General features: G+C 35.7%; 16 protein-coding genes. 5 read left to right on the plus strand and 11 right to left on the minus strand.

Annotated features, from left to right (window positions below):
* Positions 1 to 7: 7 nt before the first annotated feature.
* From CLV73_RS07245 to CLV73_RS07290, 11 genes are all read right to left on the minus strand, one after another.
* Positions 8 to 298 (minus strand): PAAR domain-containing protein, encoded by a 291-nt coding sequence (locus tag CLV73_RS07245; RefSeq protein ID WP_228424277.1) that lies wholly within the window; start codon positions 296 to 298, stop codon positions 8 to 10.
* Positions 299 to 300: 2 nt separating this feature from the next.
* On the minus strand, positions 301 to 2046 hold the full coding sequence (gene vgrG / locus CLV73_RS07250) for a type VI secretion system tip protein VgrG (protein WP_100376174.1): 1746 nt from the start codon (positions 2044 to 2046) through the stop codon (positions 301 to 303).
* Position 2047: 1 nt separating this feature from the next.
* Entirely contained in the window at positions 2048 to 2782 is a 735-nt protein-coding gene (locus CLV73_RS07255) for a CIS tube protein (RefSeq protein WP_100376175.1), read from the minus strand.
* Entirely contained in the window at positions 2782 to 2943 is a 162-nt protein-coding gene (locus CLV73_RS18995) for a DUF5908 family protein (protein WP_169925741.1), read from the minus strand. The genes CLV73_RS07255 and CLV73_RS18995 overlap by 1 nt, the downstream gene beginning before the upstream one ends.
* A 200-nt stretch (positions 2944 to 3143) precedes the next feature.
* Positions 3144 to 3611, minus strand: coding sequence for a phage tail protein (locus CLV73_RS07260; RefSeq protein ID WP_100376176.1), 468 nt, complete (start codon positions 3609 to 3611; stop codon positions 3144 to 3146).
* A 2-nt stretch (positions 3612 to 3613) separates the two neighbouring features.
* Complete coding sequence (locus CLV73_RS07265; RefSeq protein ID WP_100376177.1) at positions 3614 to 4045, minus strand: phage tail protein; 432 nt, start codon at positions 4043 to 4045, stop codon at positions 3614 to 3616.
* Positions 4046 to 4077: 32 nt separating this feature from the next.
* Positions 4078 to 5454, minus strand: a complete 1377-nt coding sequence (locus CLV73_RS07270) for a phage tail sheath family protein (RefSeq protein WP_100376178.1) — start codon at positions 5452 to 5454, stop codon at positions 4078 to 4080.
* Positions 5455 to 5476: 22 nt separating this feature from the next.
* Positions 5477 to 5908 (minus strand): phage tail protein, encoded by a 432-nt coding sequence (locus tag CLV73_RS07275; RefSeq protein ID WP_100376177.1) that lies wholly within the window; start codon positions 5906 to 5908, stop codon positions 5477 to 5479.
* A 32-nt stretch (positions 5909 to 5940) separates the two neighbouring features.
* Positions 5941 to 7662: a phage tail sheath family protein gene (locus CLV73_RS19115; protein WP_100376179.1), complete on the minus strand. Its 1722-nt coding sequence runs from the start codon at positions 7660 to 7662 to the stop codon at positions 5941 to 5943.
* A gap of 79 nt (positions 7663 to 7741) precedes the next feature.
* Complete coding sequence (locus tag CLV73_RS07285) at positions 7742 to 9460, minus strand: phage tail sheath family protein (RefSeq protein ID WP_100376180.1); 1719 nt, start codon at positions 9458 to 9460, stop codon at positions 7742 to 7744.
* Positions 9461 to 9506: 46 nt separating this feature from the next.
* Complete coding sequence (locus CLV73_RS07290) at positions 9507 to 10088, minus strand: DUF4255 domain-containing protein (RefSeq protein ID WP_100376181.1); 582 nt, start codon at positions 10086 to 10088, stop codon at positions 9507 to 9509.
* A gap of 536 nt (positions 10089 to 10624) precedes the next feature.
* Between CLV73_RS07290 and CLV73_RS07295 the strand changes: the two genes are divergently transcribed.
* From CLV73_RS07295 to CLV73_RS07315, 5 genes are all read left to right on the plus strand, one after another.
* Positions 10625 to 10945: a hypothetical protein gene (locus tag CLV73_RS07295; RefSeq protein WP_100376182.1), complete on the plus strand. Its 321-nt coding sequence runs from the start codon at positions 10625 to 10627 to the stop codon at positions 10943 to 10945.
* Positions 10946 to 10989: 44 nt separating this feature from the next.
* Positions 10990 to 12432, plus strand: coding sequence for a contractile injection system tape measure protein (locus CLV73_RS07300; RefSeq protein ID WP_100376183.1), 1443 nt, complete (start codon positions 10990 to 10992; stop codon positions 12430 to 12432).
* A gap of 313 nt (positions 12433 to 12745) precedes the next feature.
* Positions 12746 to 16726: a hypothetical protein gene (locus tag CLV73_RS07305; protein ID WP_100376184.1), complete on the plus strand. Its 3981-nt coding sequence runs from the start codon at positions 12746 to 12748 to the stop codon at positions 16724 to 16726.
* The gene (locus CLV73_RS07310; protein WP_100376185.1) at positions 16716 to 17135 is read left to right on the plus strand and encodes a hypothetical protein; all 420 of its coding nucleotides are present in this window, start codon (positions 16716 to 16718) and stop codon (positions 17133 to 17135) included. The genes CLV73_RS07305 and CLV73_RS07310 overlap by 11 nt, the downstream gene beginning before the upstream one ends.
* Positions 17132 to 17497 carry a hypothetical protein gene (locus CLV73_RS07315; RefSeq protein ID WP_100376186.1) on the plus strand — a complete coding sequence of 122 codons (366 nt, stop codon included), beginning with the start codon at positions 17132 to 17134 and terminating at the stop codon, positions 17495 to 17497. The genes CLV73_RS07310 and CLV73_RS07315 overlap by 4 nt, the downstream gene beginning before the upstream one ends.
* Positions 17498 to 17660: the final 163 nt, after the last annotated feature.

Consider the following 17660-nt stretch of genomic DNA (forward strand, 5'->3'; position numbering starts at 1 on the left):
TCTCTTATTATCCGCCTATTAAAACAGTAGTTTCACCTGCGCTTATTACGCCTCCATGAGCAGTGGAATCCCCCATTCTTGCGGCAGGTTTTCCGCCTATCAAAACACTTGAAGAACCTGATGCAATAGTATCTATGGGACCTGTACACACTGCTTTATCTCCTACTCTGGCTGCGGGTTTTCCACCGATAAGCACGGTAGGTTCTCCTGCAGGGATAATGGGTCCGCCTACATGCGGAACATTTCCTGTCACCATAGGACAGGTATGCATATCTGTAATTCTTGCTGCCGGTTTCATGATTAATTGATTTTTACCTGAGATCCTTTTACAACAGTCACCGCACCTGATTTAAGTTCAGAACCTGAGCTTCCCTCTGCTTTTAACTGAGCACTTGCTTTGATATTGATATTAGTTCCTTCCATCTTGATATCGCCTTTTGCTTTCATCTTGATGTCTTTCCCACTTTCTATACTAATGCCGTCTTTATTAAGCGTAATTATATTGGAATGTTCATCTTCTATTTTAATGATGTCTGCATCTTCATCCAGGATCACTTTTTTTCCTTTTGGTGTTTCAAGGGTGTAAGAGATTTTGTCGTCATTAAAGATCATTTTCATTTCGCTTCGGGTAACAAATCCTTTTTCGTTGTTCTCATCAGAAGCTACAAGCGGAGCGGGTTTTGTGCTGCTGTTCAGCATTCCCAGTACCACTGCATCATTAGGATCATCATTAATAAAACCGATAATGACCTCATCCCCGATTTCCGGTCTGAAAAATGATCCTCTGTTTTCTCCGGCATCAAGAGTGGCTACTCTTGCCCAAATTCCCTCTTCTTCGTTATTAATAATGGGTATTTGTACTAAAATTCTGTCTTCCCCATCCGGATCCGATTCTAACTGTGATACAACACCGATATGCAATCCGCTTATGGAAGGAATAATTCCTGAGCCCGGCATTTCGCTTATATCATAAGTTTCTGAAAACCATGTTGGAGAAAGCCCAAACTGAGCATCTACCAACCAGTTTCCATCGGCTATTTCATGACGGACACCTGTAACGTATATTTTCCCGTTAAATCGGTTCCCTACTCCCTGGAGCGTTAATGAAACTCCCGGTTTTACTGATGGAATTCCCTGGAATTTTACCCTTCCTCGTGTTTTTGCTAATTGTTGGAAAGTTGCTTTAGCATCACTCCAATCTTGTAGTTCGTTTTGAGTAAGATTTCCGCCGTGTTTAAGCTGAAGATCTTCAATTCCGAAAACTTTCGCTAAATCTCCGGATGAAAGATTTCCGTTCAGGTTAATAGCCGGATCCTGAGCTTCCACTTCTGTCAGTTCCTGATCGGTATAGCTCCAGGTTTTAGCTGTAATTTTGTTGAATTGATCTCTTGCGTCAATTTCACCATCAAACTCATGTACAGAAGATCCGTAAACAACGGTTTCCACTTCTTTTCCACTAAAATCAGGTTTCGCTACTTTCACCGTTCCATCTTCAACAAAACATAATTTACCGTTTGCCTGTGCTCTGGTTAACATAAAATCCCAATCAGAAGCTTGATACTGAACCAATTCTTTATGTGAATTTGAAGTCGCTTCAACATCGGCAGTGGCACCGCTGTTACCAATCAATTCTTCAATGATATCACTGTCTTTGCTGTCGTAGAAATATTTGCTTTTTCTTCCTAAAGTCATTTTTACAGCTTTATCTTTGCATTCGATAATCAGGTAAGAAGAGCCACTTCTGACTTTTATATTATGTTTTACAACAACTCCTTTAAAAATGGTTTCTTCTTCAGAGTGATATCCTGCTGTAATTTCGATTTCTTTTCCGGGTATTAACAGTTCTTCATTACTTAGCTTGAAATCCTGTTCTGGTACGCTTCCATCTAAAATAACGATACGAGCATAAGGGATTCTGTTGACTTCTTTTTCTACAACAATGCTTTTAACTCCGTATTTACCAGGCAATTCGGTACCTCCGGACATCACCTTAAAAGTTATTAAATCGGAAGTCCTTGCTGTTTGTATGTATCCGCTATTGTTCATTTTATGATGTTTTTTCTATAGGTGGAAAGTAGAGCTCGCTCCCGGGTTTTAACTGTCTGAAATTGATAAGGCCATTTATTTTAGCGACTTCCAGATAGTATTTAGAATCTCCGTAAATTCTTTCGGTCATTAGAGGAAGTGTATCTCCGTCTTGTACAGTTCTTTTATGGGTAAGGTCTGGAGAAGTTGTTTTTGCAATTTTTGCGGCAAGTTCTTTACTAATTGATCCGCCGAAATTTGCTTTTCCGATAGCTCTTAAAGGAGTCCCATCATTATTAAATAATTTATAATCTATTGTAAATTCGTTAAGGATTCCCTTAAATTCAAATTTTCCCCAAATAATGATGACATTATACGGTTTATGAATTGTACCATCATATTGTCCAGTTGCTTCATAGAAGTCATACAACTGCTGGGTAACAGATGTTTTACTGAAAGGATCTTTTTTTCCTAAACCTTCTTTTATCTTATTTATAAGCTTATTACCAGGGTTATCTTTTACTACTCCTGTACCGTCGAATAAAAATTCCAATTGTAAAGACGGAGCGGAAGTCTTATCAAATTTTTGTTCACCATCACTTGCTCCGCTTGCCTGTTCCTTATTAAAATCGTTTTTACGTGTAAAAGAAAACCCAGTTGGATTAATAAGGGCTTTAAAAGCCCCTCTGGTTTTTATTTTTTTATAACTAGAATCCTCGTAAGAATCTATTTTTACTTTCATAATTTCTCCTCCCATTATCTTTCTTTTTTACGTTTTTCAATATTTGACATTTGTTCTACACTTTCACTAATTGCCCGCATAATTTTTGCTTCATCAACTGATGTTGCATTTGTTGTTGCTGCTGCTTTTTCATCCACATTTATTTTAATGTGAAGCTCTTTTATTTCTATTGGCATTTCGTTTGTTTTTTTATCAATTATTAATATCCAAAAACACTAATAACCAATGATTTAACATATTTATTTTAAAAAATCTAAGCACATGAAAAGTGCGTTCAGTCTTACTATAGACCAATCTCTTGTTATTTATCTGAAAAATTTTGCTGAATGTTATCTGAAAACTAACACACTTCCCGTGCTTAGATTAGATTTAGAAATTACAAGCCTAAGCTTGCTAATGATGAGGGTATTGTGAAATATCTGTATTTCAGTTCTATGGTTTCAATAGCAAGTTTGCTTTCTTCTGCGTTGAATTCTGAAACTTCCCATTTTACAGGATATGCTCCAACTACATTCCAAACCATTAAAGGTGCTGTAGATTGTAGACCTCCTGAAAGGGTAATGATCAGATCTCTTGGTTCGAACTCGAAGTTTTCCATCGCATTTCTGCACCAGCTGATCAATCCGGAACTTACGATCAATCCACGTTTAAGAACTAAATTAGGATATTTTGGTCTCAAAGGAAGCTGATGAGTAAATCTGTTTTCGCCTCCTTCGGCATATTCTTCAGTTGGAATTTCTGTTGATAAACCGGAGATCGATTGAAATCTGGAGTCAATACCCTCTGTTGTCGAGATCCCATTAACAATAAAAGAGAAACTGGTTGGAGGATATAAAAGAGCCATGATTAGTTATTTTCGATAGTTAATCCTTCGTGTGCAATTTCCAGTGTCTCAATGGCAACTTCATTTCCTTCTGCTTTCAGATCTGTTGAATTCACTTTAAGAACGAATGCATTTTTTACTTTCCAGGTTACTGCAGGCTCTCCATTCTCATCCAAAAGAGAAATTGTAATGGATCTTCTCTCTACTGTATTGAGCTGAATCGTCTGAAACCATTCAAAAAATTCATTATCTCCTTTGAAAGTCCCTCTCTTTAACGTAAGGTTGCTGTAAGTTTTCAATCCCGGCATTTTAATCTTGCTGAAATCAGGACTTGCTCCGTGTCTGTATTCAATCAAAGCAGCTTCCGCATTTAATCCCGATACTTCCTGGAATCCTACTTTTGTTCCGCCCCAATCTACTTCAAAGGCAAACTTTACTAATGGATATGTACTCATAATGTATGTATATTTATTGTTATTAATTTATTTTATGCTTCCTGTAATTTGTGTGAAAAACGAAGGACAATAAATTCAGCCGGACGTACTGCTGCCATACCGATTTCGATGTTCATTTTTCCTTCCAGGATATCCTGAGCTGACATGGTTTTGTTTAAACCTACACTTACGTAATACGCTTCTTCAGGCTTACTTCCTGCCAAAGCTCCGTCCTGCCACTGCTGATTCAGGAAATTCTCGATCATAGTCTGTACACGGATCCATGTATTGGCTGTATTCGGCTCGAAAACGAAACGTTCTGTAGCTTTTTTCACAGATTCTTCCACCATGTTGAAGAAACGACGTACGGAGATATATCTCCATTCATTGCTGTTTCCGTCTAAGGTTCTTGCTCCCCAAACCAAGGTTCCTTTTCCTGTGAACGTTCTGATCGCGTTGATTGATTTTCCAGCAGTTGGATCTACGTTAAGACTTTCCTGGTCTTCGTGAGAAATTTTTACGGTAGGAGCTACTACATAATTAAGCCCAACATTAGCTGGAGCTTTAAATACTCCGGAAGTACTGTCTACTTTAGCATATACTCCTGCCATTGCAGATGATGGGGCTAATACTAATTTTTTAGACTCAATTAATTTTTTAGCTTGGTTGTAGAAATCTGAGTTTGTTGTTTTTAACCATGCTAAATTATCTTGATTTACAGGCATTGTAACATTTACAAGAGTTCCTGAATTATCTTTTTCTTTATAGCTAGCTATTTTAACAGATTTATCTTCAAAGCCATAGTTTAAAACTGTCTCTAATTTTGGGTAATAAGCTGCTCCATATTTTAAACGCTCACCACTTGGTCCAGAACTAGGACCCGCAGTTCTAAATGTAGAAACATCTCCAAGAACATCCATAATAACGAATCTGTCTTTCAAATCTTCTGCCTGATCTAAAGCCAGATTATACAATTGATAAGCATCTGCCGCAGCTAAAGCTTCAGCATCCGGGAAAATAATAAGAGTTGGCTCGTCTTCTTTTTCCAATGTATCAAGACTTGCTTTTAAATCAGGCTGTTTCGCTACTCCATCTGATGGGTATAATCCTGCAGAAACGATATAACATGGTCCGCCACCGTTTGCAAAATACATTTGCATAGCATAGTACATTTTGAAAGTACCGAATTTATTTCCGTAAGTTGCAGTGACAACAGTATCCTCAATTGAAATAGAGATTTCTCCACCTTCATCTTTTGCTTTTCCGAAAATTGTTTCGTACTCTAACATAGAAGAGATTCTTGTCGGTTCATTTTTTGGCCCTTGTGTTGTATATCCAATAAAAGCAGGAATAGCCGTTTCTACTTGTGCTACAGAGGGTGGGAATTTTGCAATTTCCTCTACGTAGACTCCAGGTGTTTTGTAATTCATTTTTTTTAATTTAAAGTTAATATTAGTTATTTTCGATAGTTAATCCTTCGTGTGCAATTTCCAGTGTTTCAATTGCAACTTCATTACCTTCTGCTTTCAGATCTGTTGAATTCACTTTAAGAACGAATGCATTTTTTACTTTCCAGGTTACTGCAGGCTCTCCATTCTCATCCAAAAGAGAGATTGTAATGGATCTTCTTTCTACCGTATTCAATTGAATTGTCTGGAACCATTCAAAAAATTCGTTATCTCCTTTGAAAGTCCCTCTCTTCAATGTAAGGTTGCTGTAAGTTTTCAATCCCGGCATTTTAATCTTGCTGAAATCAGGGCTTGCTCCGTGTCTGTATTCAATTAAAGCAGCTTCGGCATTTAATCCACTCACTTCCTGAAATCCTACTTTTGTTCCGCCCCAATCTACTTCAAAGGCAAACTTTACTAATGGATATGTACTCATAATGTATGTATATTTATTGTTATTAATTTATTTTATGCTTCCTGTAATTTGTGTGAAAAACGTAACACAATAAATTCAGCCGGACGCACTGCTGCCATACCGATTTCGATGTTCATTCTTCCTTCCAGGATATCCTGTGCAGACATGGTTTTGTTTAAACCTACACTTACATAGTAAGCTTCTTCAGGCTTGCTTCCTGCCAATGCTCCGTCCTGCCACTGCTGGTTCAGGAAATTCTCGATCATAGTCTGTACACGGATCCATGTATTGGCTGTATTCGGCTCAAAAACGAAACGCTCCGTTGCTTTTTTCACAGATTCTTCCACCATGTTGAAGAAACGACGTACGGAGATATATCTCCATTCATTGCTATTTCCGTCCAAGGTTCTTGCTCCCCAAACCAAGTTTCCTTTTCCTGTGAATGATCTGATAGCGTTAATTGATTTTCCAGCAATTGGATCTATATTAAGCGCATCTTGTTGTCTGTTAGAAATTTTTTCTGTTGGTGCTTCTACAAAATTAAGTCCTAAGTTAGCGGGTGATTTCCATACTCCGGAAGTACTGTCTACTTTAGCATACACTCCTGCCATTGTTGATGATGGAGCCAATACTACTTTTTTAGACTCGATTGCTCTTTTAGCCTGATTATAGAAGTCAGAGCTGATTGATTTCAGTCCTGCTAAAGTTGAGATACCGAATGCACCTGTAACCAAAACATCAGCCTCGTTAAAATCATAACTCAAAACTGTTTTTAATTTTGGATGATAAGCTGCACCATATTTTAAGCCTGCAGCAATTACTTTACTTCTAAAATTAACTTCATCATCTCCAAGAACATCCAAGATGACAAATCTGTCTTTCATGAGTTCTGCCTGATTCAAAGCAGTGTTATAGACAGAGTAAGCCTTAGTAATATCAACCTCATCAATTTCATCAAGATCTAAAGCATAATTAGCAGAAGCTTCGGCATTATTTGTAGCCGTATTAAAAACGGTATTAAAAACAGCAGCGGCAGCCTGAACAGCATTTTTAACACTACCAACAGTAGCATTTGAAGCCGCAGCAGCAATCTCTGCAGCATCCGCAACAGCCTGAGCCGCCTTATTAGCCGCAATCTCAGTAAGATTATTAACATCAGTAACAGGATAATCATCAACTTTAGCAACAGCAGCATCTACGGCTTCTGCTACAGTTCCGCCTTCGACAGCTTCAGCAACAGATATGGCTGCTGCTTTAGCAACAGTTGCTATATTCTCATTACCTTCTGCCACACCTGCAGCAGCCTGAGCAGCTGTAACGTCGGCAAGAGTCGGCACTAAGCCTTGAAGATCAGGGAAAACGATAAGAGTAGGCTCGTCTTCTTTCTTTAATAATTCCAAGCCTTTTAATAAAGTTTTATCTGATGTAGCAGATTCTACCAGAACAGGGTCTGTATAATCTCCTACTGATACAATATAACAAGGACCTCCTCCATTTGCAAAATACATTTGCATAGCATAATACATTTTGAAGTCGCTGACTTTGGTTTGTGTTGCCGTTGCAACGCCATCTTTGAAAGCTACAGCAAAAGCTTCAGGGTTTGCTTTTCCAAAAAGAGCTTCGTACTCCAACATAGAAGAAATTCTTGTCGGTTTGTGTTGCTCTCCTACTTCTGTATACCCGATAAAAGCAGGAATAGCAGTTTCAACTTGCGCTACGGAAGGCGGAAATGTCTCCTTCTCCTCCACATAGACTCCAGGGGTTTTGTAATTCATTTGTTAAAAATTTTAAATTAATATTAATTATTCCTCGAAGTACACCTTCGAATGTTCATTCATAGCTGAATGTTGAGAATTATTGTAATTGGTGTGAAAAGTTCAGTACGATAAACTCAGCCGGGCGTACTAATGCTATTTTGACAGTTACGTCCATTGTTTTAGGCTCATCTTTATTGCCATGTACTTCAACATGGTAAGCTTCTTTCGGAATACTTCCTGCTAAGGCACCATCCAGCCATTGTTGGTTCAGAAAATTCTCCAGCATTGTCTTTGCCCGTAACCATGTATAGGATATATTAGGCTGATCAATGAACTGTTTAAGAGCTTCCTTTATTGATTGTTCAACCATATCATAATATCGACGCACATGCACATATTTCCATTCGTTATCTTCCTCTTCGTTTTTATCTTTTCCATCCAGTGTTCGTGCTCCCCAAACCAAAATCCCTTTTCCTGTAAAGTTTTTGATCGCATTGATCGATTTCCCGGTATCATGGATGTTTAAATCTGACTGTTCTTCTTCAGAAACTTTTTCTGTCGGAGCAATTACATAATTAAGACTTACGTTTGCAGGAGCTTTCCATACTCCTCGTACACTGTCTACCCTACCATATACTCCTGCCATTGCTGATGATGGTGGCAAAACAATATGTAAGGATCTTATTTCGGTTTTTATCTGATTATAAAGTTCTGAATTGGATGATTCTAAATTTTTAAGTGTTATTCCGTCTGCAGCTCCTTTTTTGTCTTTTACATTGAGAATTGCAGCTTTTAACGCATCAAATTCTCCACTAAAGACCGGTGCATTTTCATCTAAATCATCAGGGACCATAAAATCGTCTATTGTTCCATCATATATAGCGTCTAGTACAATTTTGGCTTCTTCAATTGCTTCCGTTAAAACAGCTTTTGTATCAGGAATTTCTCCATGTGTATTATCGGCTGAGTCATTAATTTCTTCTGCAATTGCAACACCCTGACCTAACAAGTCTGCAAGAACAAATGCATTTGCTGATCCGCTTGAGATTTCTTCACTTGCCAGTCTTTTTAATTCTTCTAAAGCAGCAATTTCGCCCGAATAAAAATCGGCACTGGTTTGTCCTTCATTTTGTAAACCTATATGGGTAATAGGGGTTTCATTCTCATCAAAAGTATAATTCAATATGGTTTTTAAATGAGGGAAATAAGCGGCTGCATAGCTGGATGAGGTTACTTTATCTCTAAAATACTCAATCGTATTAAGATCTCCCGATGTCGTTGTAGAATCTCCGTAATAGGTATCCAGAATGACAAATCTGTTTTTTACCCGTTCTGCCTGAGCTATTGCTTCATTATAAAGAGTATAAAATTCCTCCTGATTTTTTAATGATATGGCATCAGGAAAAACAAGAAGTGTCGGTTCATTTGAATTTTCAATCTTATCTAAACCTGTTTTTAAGTCGGTATATTGTACTTCTGCTGATGTATAATTCTCTACTGAAACAATATAACATGGTCCGCCACCATTCGCAAAATACATCTGTAATGAATAGTACATTAAAAACTGTACCGGAGGTGCCACAATAGTTACTCCTTTACCTTCTACATCTTTTAACTGAATACTTTCTTGTTTGGCTTTTCCAAAATATTCTTCATATTGCAAAAAAGAACTGATTTTGTACGGCTTATTGTAGCCGACAGTTGCAAAGTCTGTATACCCAATAAATGCAGGTATAGCTGTATCGGCTAATGTAACTGAATAAGGAAGTCTTGTAATTTCTTCAACTGAAACACCTGGTGCTTTTAGATTTAACATGTCTTGAAAATTTAAATTGATGGTTATTTGTTTTTATTTTTTATGATTAATCGACTTTAATACTTTCTATATTTACTTTATCAATTAACTTAACAGGAACTTCGTCTACGGCCTCTATTTTTATCACACTGATCTTGTATAAAACAGAAGGCATCACTTTTCCTCCGAGTAATCCCCAGATATAACTTAGCTGATCAAAAGGAACAGGGTGCAGTTCTATCCTGAACCTGAAATTTTTTTCCACATCAGAATCAACATATTCCAATACATTGTTTGTCTGGAAAATCTCGATGACTTTTGATATGTTTGTCAAAGCTTTGTCATAGGCAGTTCTGTTCGCGGAGATCATCAGGTATAAGTTCAAATAAGCCGGAGGATTCTGCTTTTTCATGTCATACACAGGAGGATTTCCGCTTATTGTTTTTCTGGTGTACCAAGATTTGTTCTTCAATGTTGATTCTTCCTCGACGTTTAGTAGGGTAATTACTACTTTATTATCAAGCTCTGAGGTGTCATCATCATGTTTTGCGATGTCATCAACAACTGCGATTTCGCCGTCATCATCCATCAAGCCTTTTAACGGATCATTCAGCTTATTTTTTAAAATCGTCAATACTTCTTTAATCATAATTTTGTTCTTTGTTATTATGGTGCAAACATACAATAGCCCCCGTCCAAAAGACAAATATTTTGAGGGGTCAAACCTGTCTTTGCAGTAAATATTATTTCCAATATTTTTGAAAAAAATTAGAATTAAATTAAGCAAAATACTGAAAACCAAATATTTAAAAATAAATAAAATAAATATTAGCTTCAAATAATCTAATTTTAGTGAAATACAGCTTCCCTATTGAAGTTAAATTTTATCATTTCAAGACAAGCATATCTCTACACCTATGGCAATAATTTAATTGTCATTTTTTGTTTTTTGAAATCAATATATATTACCAATGATTTTGCTTCAAAATTAAGTGTCATTTGAAGTACTCGTTCTCAAAATATGTTTGAATATTTCCTTAATCAGAAGGACCTTTAAATTATGACCTGTGCATTAATACTTTATTTTATCTTTTACTGCAAAGACTGAATAGACAGACCTCATAATTCGTAAAAGGATTTTTCTTCCTCTAATTTTGACCCCAATAATTTTAAAACTTTAATCACATGAATATCAAAAAACTTTTTAGCAAGCGTAATGAAATTATTGGCGGTCATTTCAATGAACTCCGGTCAAAAATGGGTATGGCCAATCAGGATGAAGAATTTATTTTTTCCGTAAGAGAAGAAATCTGTAATCAGTGTCCTTTGAAAAGTGGTAATAATTGCAACGCCATGAAATGGATGAATCCGGAGACTCTGGAAGTTTCAGATTCTTCAAAAGACGGATTTATAAGAGGTTGCGGATGCAGACTGAGCGCAAAACAAAGATCAAAACTGAGTCTTTGTCCTGCAGGATTTTGGGGAGGTGAATTTGATAAAAAATAAGCAATTCAGTATTTATAAATATTGTATAATTAAACCCATTTGATGTGAAGCAGGATCATATAATTCAGAGAGTTTTTGTCGAAATTGCAGTCAACAACAAAGAAAAAGCACTGAATATCAAAGAAGATATTAACAGCTTTTTGTCTGTTGATGTTTTTCCACAAATAGAAAAGTATATCAATGCTTTAGAATATAAATTAGAGGGCTATACCTTACAAATTCCCCGGTTAGAACTGGATCTGAATGTAAAAAGCAGTTCATTAAATGCCGAATTAAAAGATAAAATTGTTCAGCTCTTTGAAGAAAAACTGTCAGAAATGACCGGGCCTATTGAAATTTTAAATCAAGAAGCAGAAAACGATTCAAAAGCTTATTGGATCAGCAATCAGGAGAAGATGGTTAAGACTTTCATCTATTTTTTAGAGAAAGGAGATATGCCCTGGTGGAATCCTGATAAAAAAGGTTTTTCTTTTTTGGAACCTGAGGTTTTTGATGCCATGATTCACTCTACTAATTTTGAAAAGAGCATAATAAATGTTCTGCCAAAACAATATGTTCAAAATCGAATAATCAATCAGCTTTCAAACGAGCAGATTGCACAGTTATGTCTGATAATTTTAAAAAATAGGGAATTAAAAATCAACTTAGAATCCGATATCATCAACTATATATCAAAGCTGGATCATACAAACAGATTGATTATTTGGAGTCTGATATTAAATGTAGTATCAGAATATCTGACCTCATCAAATAACAGCCTTCAGGATTATATTGTACAGCAAATATCAAAGTTAGAAGCGGCTGATTTTTTACAGATAAAAACCAACCGTCAGAATCTAAAATCCATCATTAAAATTTTCCCTTTTATTAAAGAAAGTGAAATTATTGAAAGCATAAAAAATAATGTAATAAACAATCCTGAAAACAAGGAAAACCCGATTGGGACAATTAATGAAGAAGACAAAACAATCCACGAAGATTTAAACCCGAACGAAGGACAGTATATTCAAAATGCGGGACTTATTATGCTACATCCTTTCCTCAAAATCTTTTTTGAACATTGTAATCTTATTCATCCGAAAACCCAGCAACTTACAGATCCCGAATTATGCGCCCATTTATTACATTACATCGCTACCGGAAAAACAAACGCTCCGGAATATGAGATGGTTTTTGAAAAATTCTTATGCAATATCCCAATGAATCAAAGCATTAACAGGCATATTAAGCTTTCGCGTAAACATAAAACACAGGTTAAAAATTTAATAGAAAGTGTTCAGCAAAACTGGAAACCGATGAAAAAATCATCTATAGCATTATTACAAAATGAATTTTTTCAACGTTCGGGCAAATTAGTGGTTACCGACCATGATTACACCCTCACAGTAGAACGAAAAACACAGGATATTTTACTTGATAAACTTGCCTGGGGAATAAGCCTTGTAAAACTGCCGTGGAAAGAAAATTTCATGTTTGTAAACTGGTAATAGACACTTTTTCTCAAATACTTCAAAGCTGATTTTGAATCAGGAACGATGTCTTTACTATTGAAGTATAACCAACTTACCAGCTTGAACTTTGAATCTGTAAATCAAAAAAGTAAGAAGAAAAGCCAGAAATAGCTTAGCACAGCCTGTTTCTCCTAATAAAACTGAACACTACTCCCGGCTACTCAGATTCTAAAAAAAATCCATCATCACAATCTGTTTTTCACATTCAACAGGTAGTATAAAACGCAATTAGATTAATTGCGTTTTGTATGCCTTTAAAAAATCAATATGAAATTAAAAAACTAAGTCAATGAAAGCAGCAATTCCTGTAGAAAAAGACAATGCTCACCAAAGCCCAAGCAGAAAGCAAAGGCAGCAAGAATCGGTGGTGCCTCTATCTGAGGTGGAAATAACTAACGTAAAGGCACAAAATCCTAAAACATCATTCATTAAACCTGGATCATCGAACACGGATAATAACCGTCTCAGTATCAATGGCGGTATTGCATCAGTTCATGGTTCACAAACTATTTATGATCAAGGTTCAGAAATAATGTATGGAAGGCTTCAGGAGAGTTTGTCTCAAACTGGCGATATCAATCATCCTGATACAAAAGCGACCGAAAAAAATTATATAGCAAGTTTAAATGTCAATCAGGCACATAATTATAATGACGTTAAATCTGGTACGTATCTTCCGCAGACGGTACAAGAGCAAGCAGTAGTTCATCAGGAAAACAAAAAAAATCAAGAAGCAAAGCAAAAGCCGATTAGTAAAGGTAATGCTGATGTATCTTTAGCTGATTTGTCAGCTACTCCGGCTACACAACTGGCTGATCATTTTAATACTGTACAGAATAATAGTACTTCACTTTTAAATAGTCAGTCTGAAAAAGCAACAGGAAAGCTTCCGAAAGTGAATGCTAAGACAGGTAGCGCTTTTCCAGGATCTAAAGCAAAAAGTAAATCCGGCGCAGGTAAAACGGTAGCAAAATCAAGTAAAAAAACAGTTAAATCTGCTGGGCAAAAATCGAAGCTAAAAGAAATTTCGTTTCCGCAGAACGAACCGTTGAAAAAAACAAGCTACTCTTTCAATACAACTGGAAATAAAAATGGTGAACTGGAAAAACAGGCAACACAACAGTTTAGAGCTGTTAGTCTAGATACTTCGTCAATTCCTACAACAATGCAGCAAAACGCAAATGTAGATCTTACAGGTGAAGCAGATACAGAGCATTTAGCAATCGAACAGAAAGATGTAGCACAAGATTTAAGCATCAAAAAAAATCAGGCAGCAAAAGATATCCATAAGGATCATGGTGAAAACAGTATTATTAAGAAGCCAAAAGATGAAATACTGAAACCTTCTCGTAAAATAAAATCCAAAGCCATTAAGAAGCAACCGCTTGATGTACTAAAGCTGGAAGGTATTGATGAAGCAAATATCAATGCTCAGTTTGATCCCATTATTCAATCAAAAATAGGTGCGGAAAATGAAAAATATGAGGCCGCAGAATTAGAGCATAACCAGAAAGTGCTTGAACATGAAAAAGCTGCCGAAACACAGATTGGTATCGAAAAAGACCAGTCTCAGGAAAAGCAGAGGAAATCGGTAAAAGATGCACAGGCAGATGTGCACAATTCAAGAGTTGAGTGGCAAAATGCACTTAATAAAACAGAAACTGATTTTGCAAAAAAATCCGGCGACCAGGCTAAAGCTACTCTTGGAAATATAAAGACAGAAAAGAGTAAAGGGGAAGAACAGGCGCAAAAACACATTAATAAAGCCAATGAAGATGCATTAAAAGAGAAAAAAGAAGCTGATAGAAAAGCGGCAGAGAAAAAATCAGAAATGGAGGGAAAAAGCGGAGGTTTCTTTGGTTGGCTGGCTGATAAAGTTTCGGATTTTATCAATGCGCTTAAAGATGCTTTAAATGTTGTTTTCACGGCACTCAGAAAAGCTGTAAAAGCCATTTTCGAAGCGGCTAAAAAATTAGTTTTAGACGCATTAGAAATAGCCCGAAAGGCGATAGTAGGGTTTATTAAAGGATTTGCTTCGTTGTTGAAAGGATTCTTAGACATTGCTTTGGCCGCATTTCCCGGTATCAGAGACCGATTGAAAGCCAAAATTGATAAATACGTGGCTGCTGCCGAAAAATTCGTAAACCAGACTTTTGAAGCCTTTAAAAAGGCGGTTGTTGCAGCAATTGACTTCCTTGCAGATGTAGTGGATACATTACTGGGAACGTTACAGGCAGTATATAATTTTGCACTTGATGCAATTAATACTATTGCTTCAGGAATAATTAAAATGCTTGAATTTATACTTGATATAGAAAAGCAATACAATCTTTTCAAAAATTTAATTACCGGAATTCAAGAAATTTGGAATAATCCTAAGATTTTAGAAAATTATGTTATTGGTTTTATAGCTCCGTTTATAGATAAAATACCCGGAGAAGCGAACAATCAGTTTAAAAAATTCTTTGCTCAATCCGGAGTTTCATTTGCAAAACATATCACAGGAGTCTGGACTCATCTGCAACCCATTTTAGCCTATATGTCAGGCAACTGGTGGAGCGAAATGAAAAAGATGATCTGGTATTTAGTTTGGCCTTTTGCTGAAGGGGGACCTGTTTATACAGAAGCTCCAAAATTATGGACACTTATCCCGGAGATATGGAATAATGTCACTAATAATAATTTTAGCAAAGCTGTGGATGGCGGACTAGCTTGGATGCAGGCTTTAAATAATGTTGTTGGTGCATTCTCTGGTTGGATAACTATTGGAAGTGTTTTAATTGGGGGTATTATTGGAGCATTTTTTGGCGGAGTTGGAGCAATACCAGGAATAATGGCCGGATTAGAATTTGCAATAGCATTAGGTGAAGGCTTATTAATATCAATGTTAGCAACAGAAGGCAGTATTATAACAAAAGCTGTTTTTGATATACTAACTGTTGATGATGATGGTGTAGAAGGAGAGGCTATTAAAAAGAAAAGAGAAAATAATGAAAGCGGGCAAGATGGTGAAGCATCTAAAGATGACAATTCAATGGTCAATTACGAAAGTAATGATGTTGAAACCGGTCATGATCGCTTACAATATGCTTATCAACGTATTGCCAACAGTGGTTTTGCATTGGCTATAATTGGTGTATTCATGGCTTTAGGGGCTTTAGCGACCCAAATAGTTAAAGCGTTAAAACCTAAATTCTCACCCAAATTTGCTAATTTTAAAGCAAAGATTAAAAATACTAAAGCAGGAAAGGCTTACAGTAAATTCAAAGGAAAAATTATTGAGAAAGGGAATAATGATTATCGCCCTGAGTGGATGAAGGAGAAAGGAAAATCTAGTATTCGCGAAGAAGATGTAAAACCTATTCAAACCGAACATGGAAGATCTTATGGACAGGCAAAAACCCATGAAGGACATACAGTTACCATTACTGAAAGAGGAGAAATATATATTTGTGCTTCGCCTTGTGCACCCATTCGTGAAAAATATGTGTTGGAATTGGAAGATAATCCTGAACTAATGCATCAAATTGAAGAGCTAGAAGCGGATACTATGCTAACCGATCAGGAAAAAGCAGATTGGATTGCGGAAGAAATAGAACCAAAACTTTCGAAGATAAGAAAAGAGAATAATGCTAAAATAGAAAATGACCTTAGCAAAGCTACCAAAACTTCACGATTTAGTCCTAAAGGTACAGTTCGGAAAATACGAGATAGAGAAGTCATTCAATCAGAAGACATTAGCCCAGCTGGAAAGCTGCCTATTGGGAAGTCAAGAATTGGAGAAGTTAAAGAGATTAAATTTACACAATCTTCAGTTAATAATGAGACAGGTGATTATTTTGTACTCGGAAATGCTTACTATCTGTCTATCGGTAAACCAGTGCCAGTAAAAGATATTAATGTCTTCTATAATTTAGTAGAAGACATGGAAGGTCTTATCACTGCAGATAACCGTCGATTAGTTGCAAATAAGATTGCAGGAAGAGAAACTATAAGATTTCAATATTTGAATCCTGAAGAACTTATGACCAAACATGCCTTTAAAATGACAACATTAACTAAAGGAACTGATATAGATATATTTGTTTATTTGGATAAGAATGGTAAATTTGTTAAAAAGCCTAAGCCAAGAACTCCAGAAGCTAGGACGGTTATATTTGAAACATGGAAATTAATTGAGCAAAAAGATGGGAGTTTGATAATTAAAAATCAACAAGGAAGAATAGTGCCTTTAGAAGAAATAAAAAATTATTTACCGAATGAAAAATAAAATATTAGAGAGATTTAACAATATAATATTAGATAGTTATTGGATAAGAGTTGTTGATGATCATGAAGATCCGACGTATTATTTAATTGATATAAGAGTTGTAAGTGAGGGCAATTTAAAATCCTACTATTTTTATGGTTTAGCTGAAATGTATCAAAAAAACATACATATTCAGGAACAAAAAAATTATTTAATAATTAATGAAACAAGCAACTGGTCTGAGATATTTATTGATAAAAATAAAAAGGAAATCTCTGCATCTCTGAATATTAATGAGGAACTTTTGAAGCATTATATATTTCAAATAGGAGAAATCGAATTCAATATACTTGCAGAGGGGTACAATATTGATGATAATTTTAGAGAAATGTTTAGAGAGCAGGAAAAAATCAAAAATTTAGTATCATGATAGCAAAACCATTATTTCCTCATTTATCAGAAGGAAGCATAATGTATAGATATAAAGCCATAGAATATTTTAATTCATCAAAAAAAGTATTTACCACCGTGAATATGTATGATGAAGAAAAGAGAAAATCTATAGTAGCGGGATTTCTATTTACTGGAGTGGAAGAAGTGAGCCAAAAATTAAAGACAGAGAATATGCTTAGAGAATTTGGTCTAGAAAACAACCCTATGTTTGAATTTATTTTTTGCTCAAACATTGATAAAGAATTAAAAACATATATATTAGCTATTGGTGTTGCAGTTCTGATAATAAAAGCGAAAAAAGTTGAATTAATTACTGAAGGTATCTATTATATGGGATAACAAATAATTAATATTTAAACTTCAAAGAGGCTGTTCGAAAAGTTCGGATAGTCTCTTTTATGAATTTAACGATATCTATATTAATTAAGTCACTACCATTTTTTACTACTTATAAAAGGTCAAAGTTTACTTATTTAAAGTAACGCTTTCCCGTTATTATTGT

Origin of the sequence: Chryseobacterium geocarposphaerae (genome assembly GCF_002797535.1) — a bacterium.
GTDB classification, from domain to species: Bacteria; Bacteroidota; Bacteroidia; order Flavobacteriales; family Weeksellaceae; genus Chryseobacterium; species Chryseobacterium geocarposphaerae.

Excerpts from the sequence above, each read along its gene's own strand:
- vgrG (WP_100376174.1), bottom strand. The coding sequence starts at position 2,046 with ATGAACAATAGCGGATACATACAAACAGCAAGGACTTCCGATTTAATA.
- CLV73_RS07290 (WP_100376181.1), bottom strand. The coding sequence starts at position 10,088 with ATGATTAAAGAAGTATTGACGATTTTAAAAAATAAGCTGAATGATCCG.
- CLV73_RS07315 (WP_100376186.1), top strand. The coding sequence starts at position 17,132 with ATGATAGCAAAACCATTATTTCCTCATTTATCAGAAGGAAGCATAATG.
- CLV73_RS19115 (WP_100376179.1), bottom strand. The coding sequence starts at position 7,662 with ATGAATTACAAAACCCCTGGAGTCTATGTGGAGGAGAAGGAGACATTT.
- CLV73_RS18995 (WP_169925741.1), bottom strand. The coding sequence starts at position 2,943 with ATGCCAATAGAAATAAAAGAGCTTCACATTAAAATAAATGTGGATGAA.
- CLV73_RS07310 (WP_100376185.1), top strand. The coding sequence starts at position 16,716 with ATGAAAAATAAAATATTAGAGAGATTTAACAATATAATATTAGATAGT.
- CLV73_RS07265 (WP_100376177.1), bottom strand. The coding sequence starts at position 4,045 with ATGAGTACATATCCATTAGTAAAGTTTGCCTTTGAAGTAGATTGGGGC.
- CLV73_RS07295 (WP_100376182.1), top strand. The coding sequence starts at position 10,625 with ATGAATATCAAAAAACTTTTTAGCAAGCGTAATGAAATTATTGGCGGT.
- CLV73_RS07245 (WP_228424277.1), bottom strand. The coding sequence starts at position 298 with ATGAAACCGGCAGCAAGAATTACAGATATGCATACCTGTCCTATGGTG.
- CLV73_RS07255 (WP_100376175.1), bottom strand. The coding sequence starts at position 2,782 with ATGGGAGGAGAAATTATGAAAGTAAAAATAGATTCTTACGAGGATTCT.
- CLV73_RS07270 (WP_100376178.1), bottom strand. The coding sequence starts at position 5,454 with ATGAATTACAAAACACCTGGAGTCTACGTAGAGGAAATTGCAAAATTC.
- CLV73_RS07305 (WP_100376184.1), top strand. The coding sequence starts at position 12,746 with ATGAAAGCAGCAATTCCTGTAGAAAAAGACAATGCTCACCAAAGCCCA.
- CLV73_RS07275 (WP_100376177.1), bottom strand. The coding sequence starts at position 5,908 with ATGAGTACATATCCATTAGTAAAGTTTGCCTTTGAAGTAGATTGGGGC.
- CLV73_RS07285 (WP_100376180.1), bottom strand. The coding sequence starts at position 9,460 with ATGTTAAATCTAAAAGCACCAGGTGTTTCAGTTGAAGAAATTACAAGA.
- CLV73_RS07260 (WP_100376176.1), bottom strand. The coding sequence starts at position 3,611 with ATGGCTCTTTTATATCCTCCAACCAGTTTCTCTTTTATTGTTAATGGG.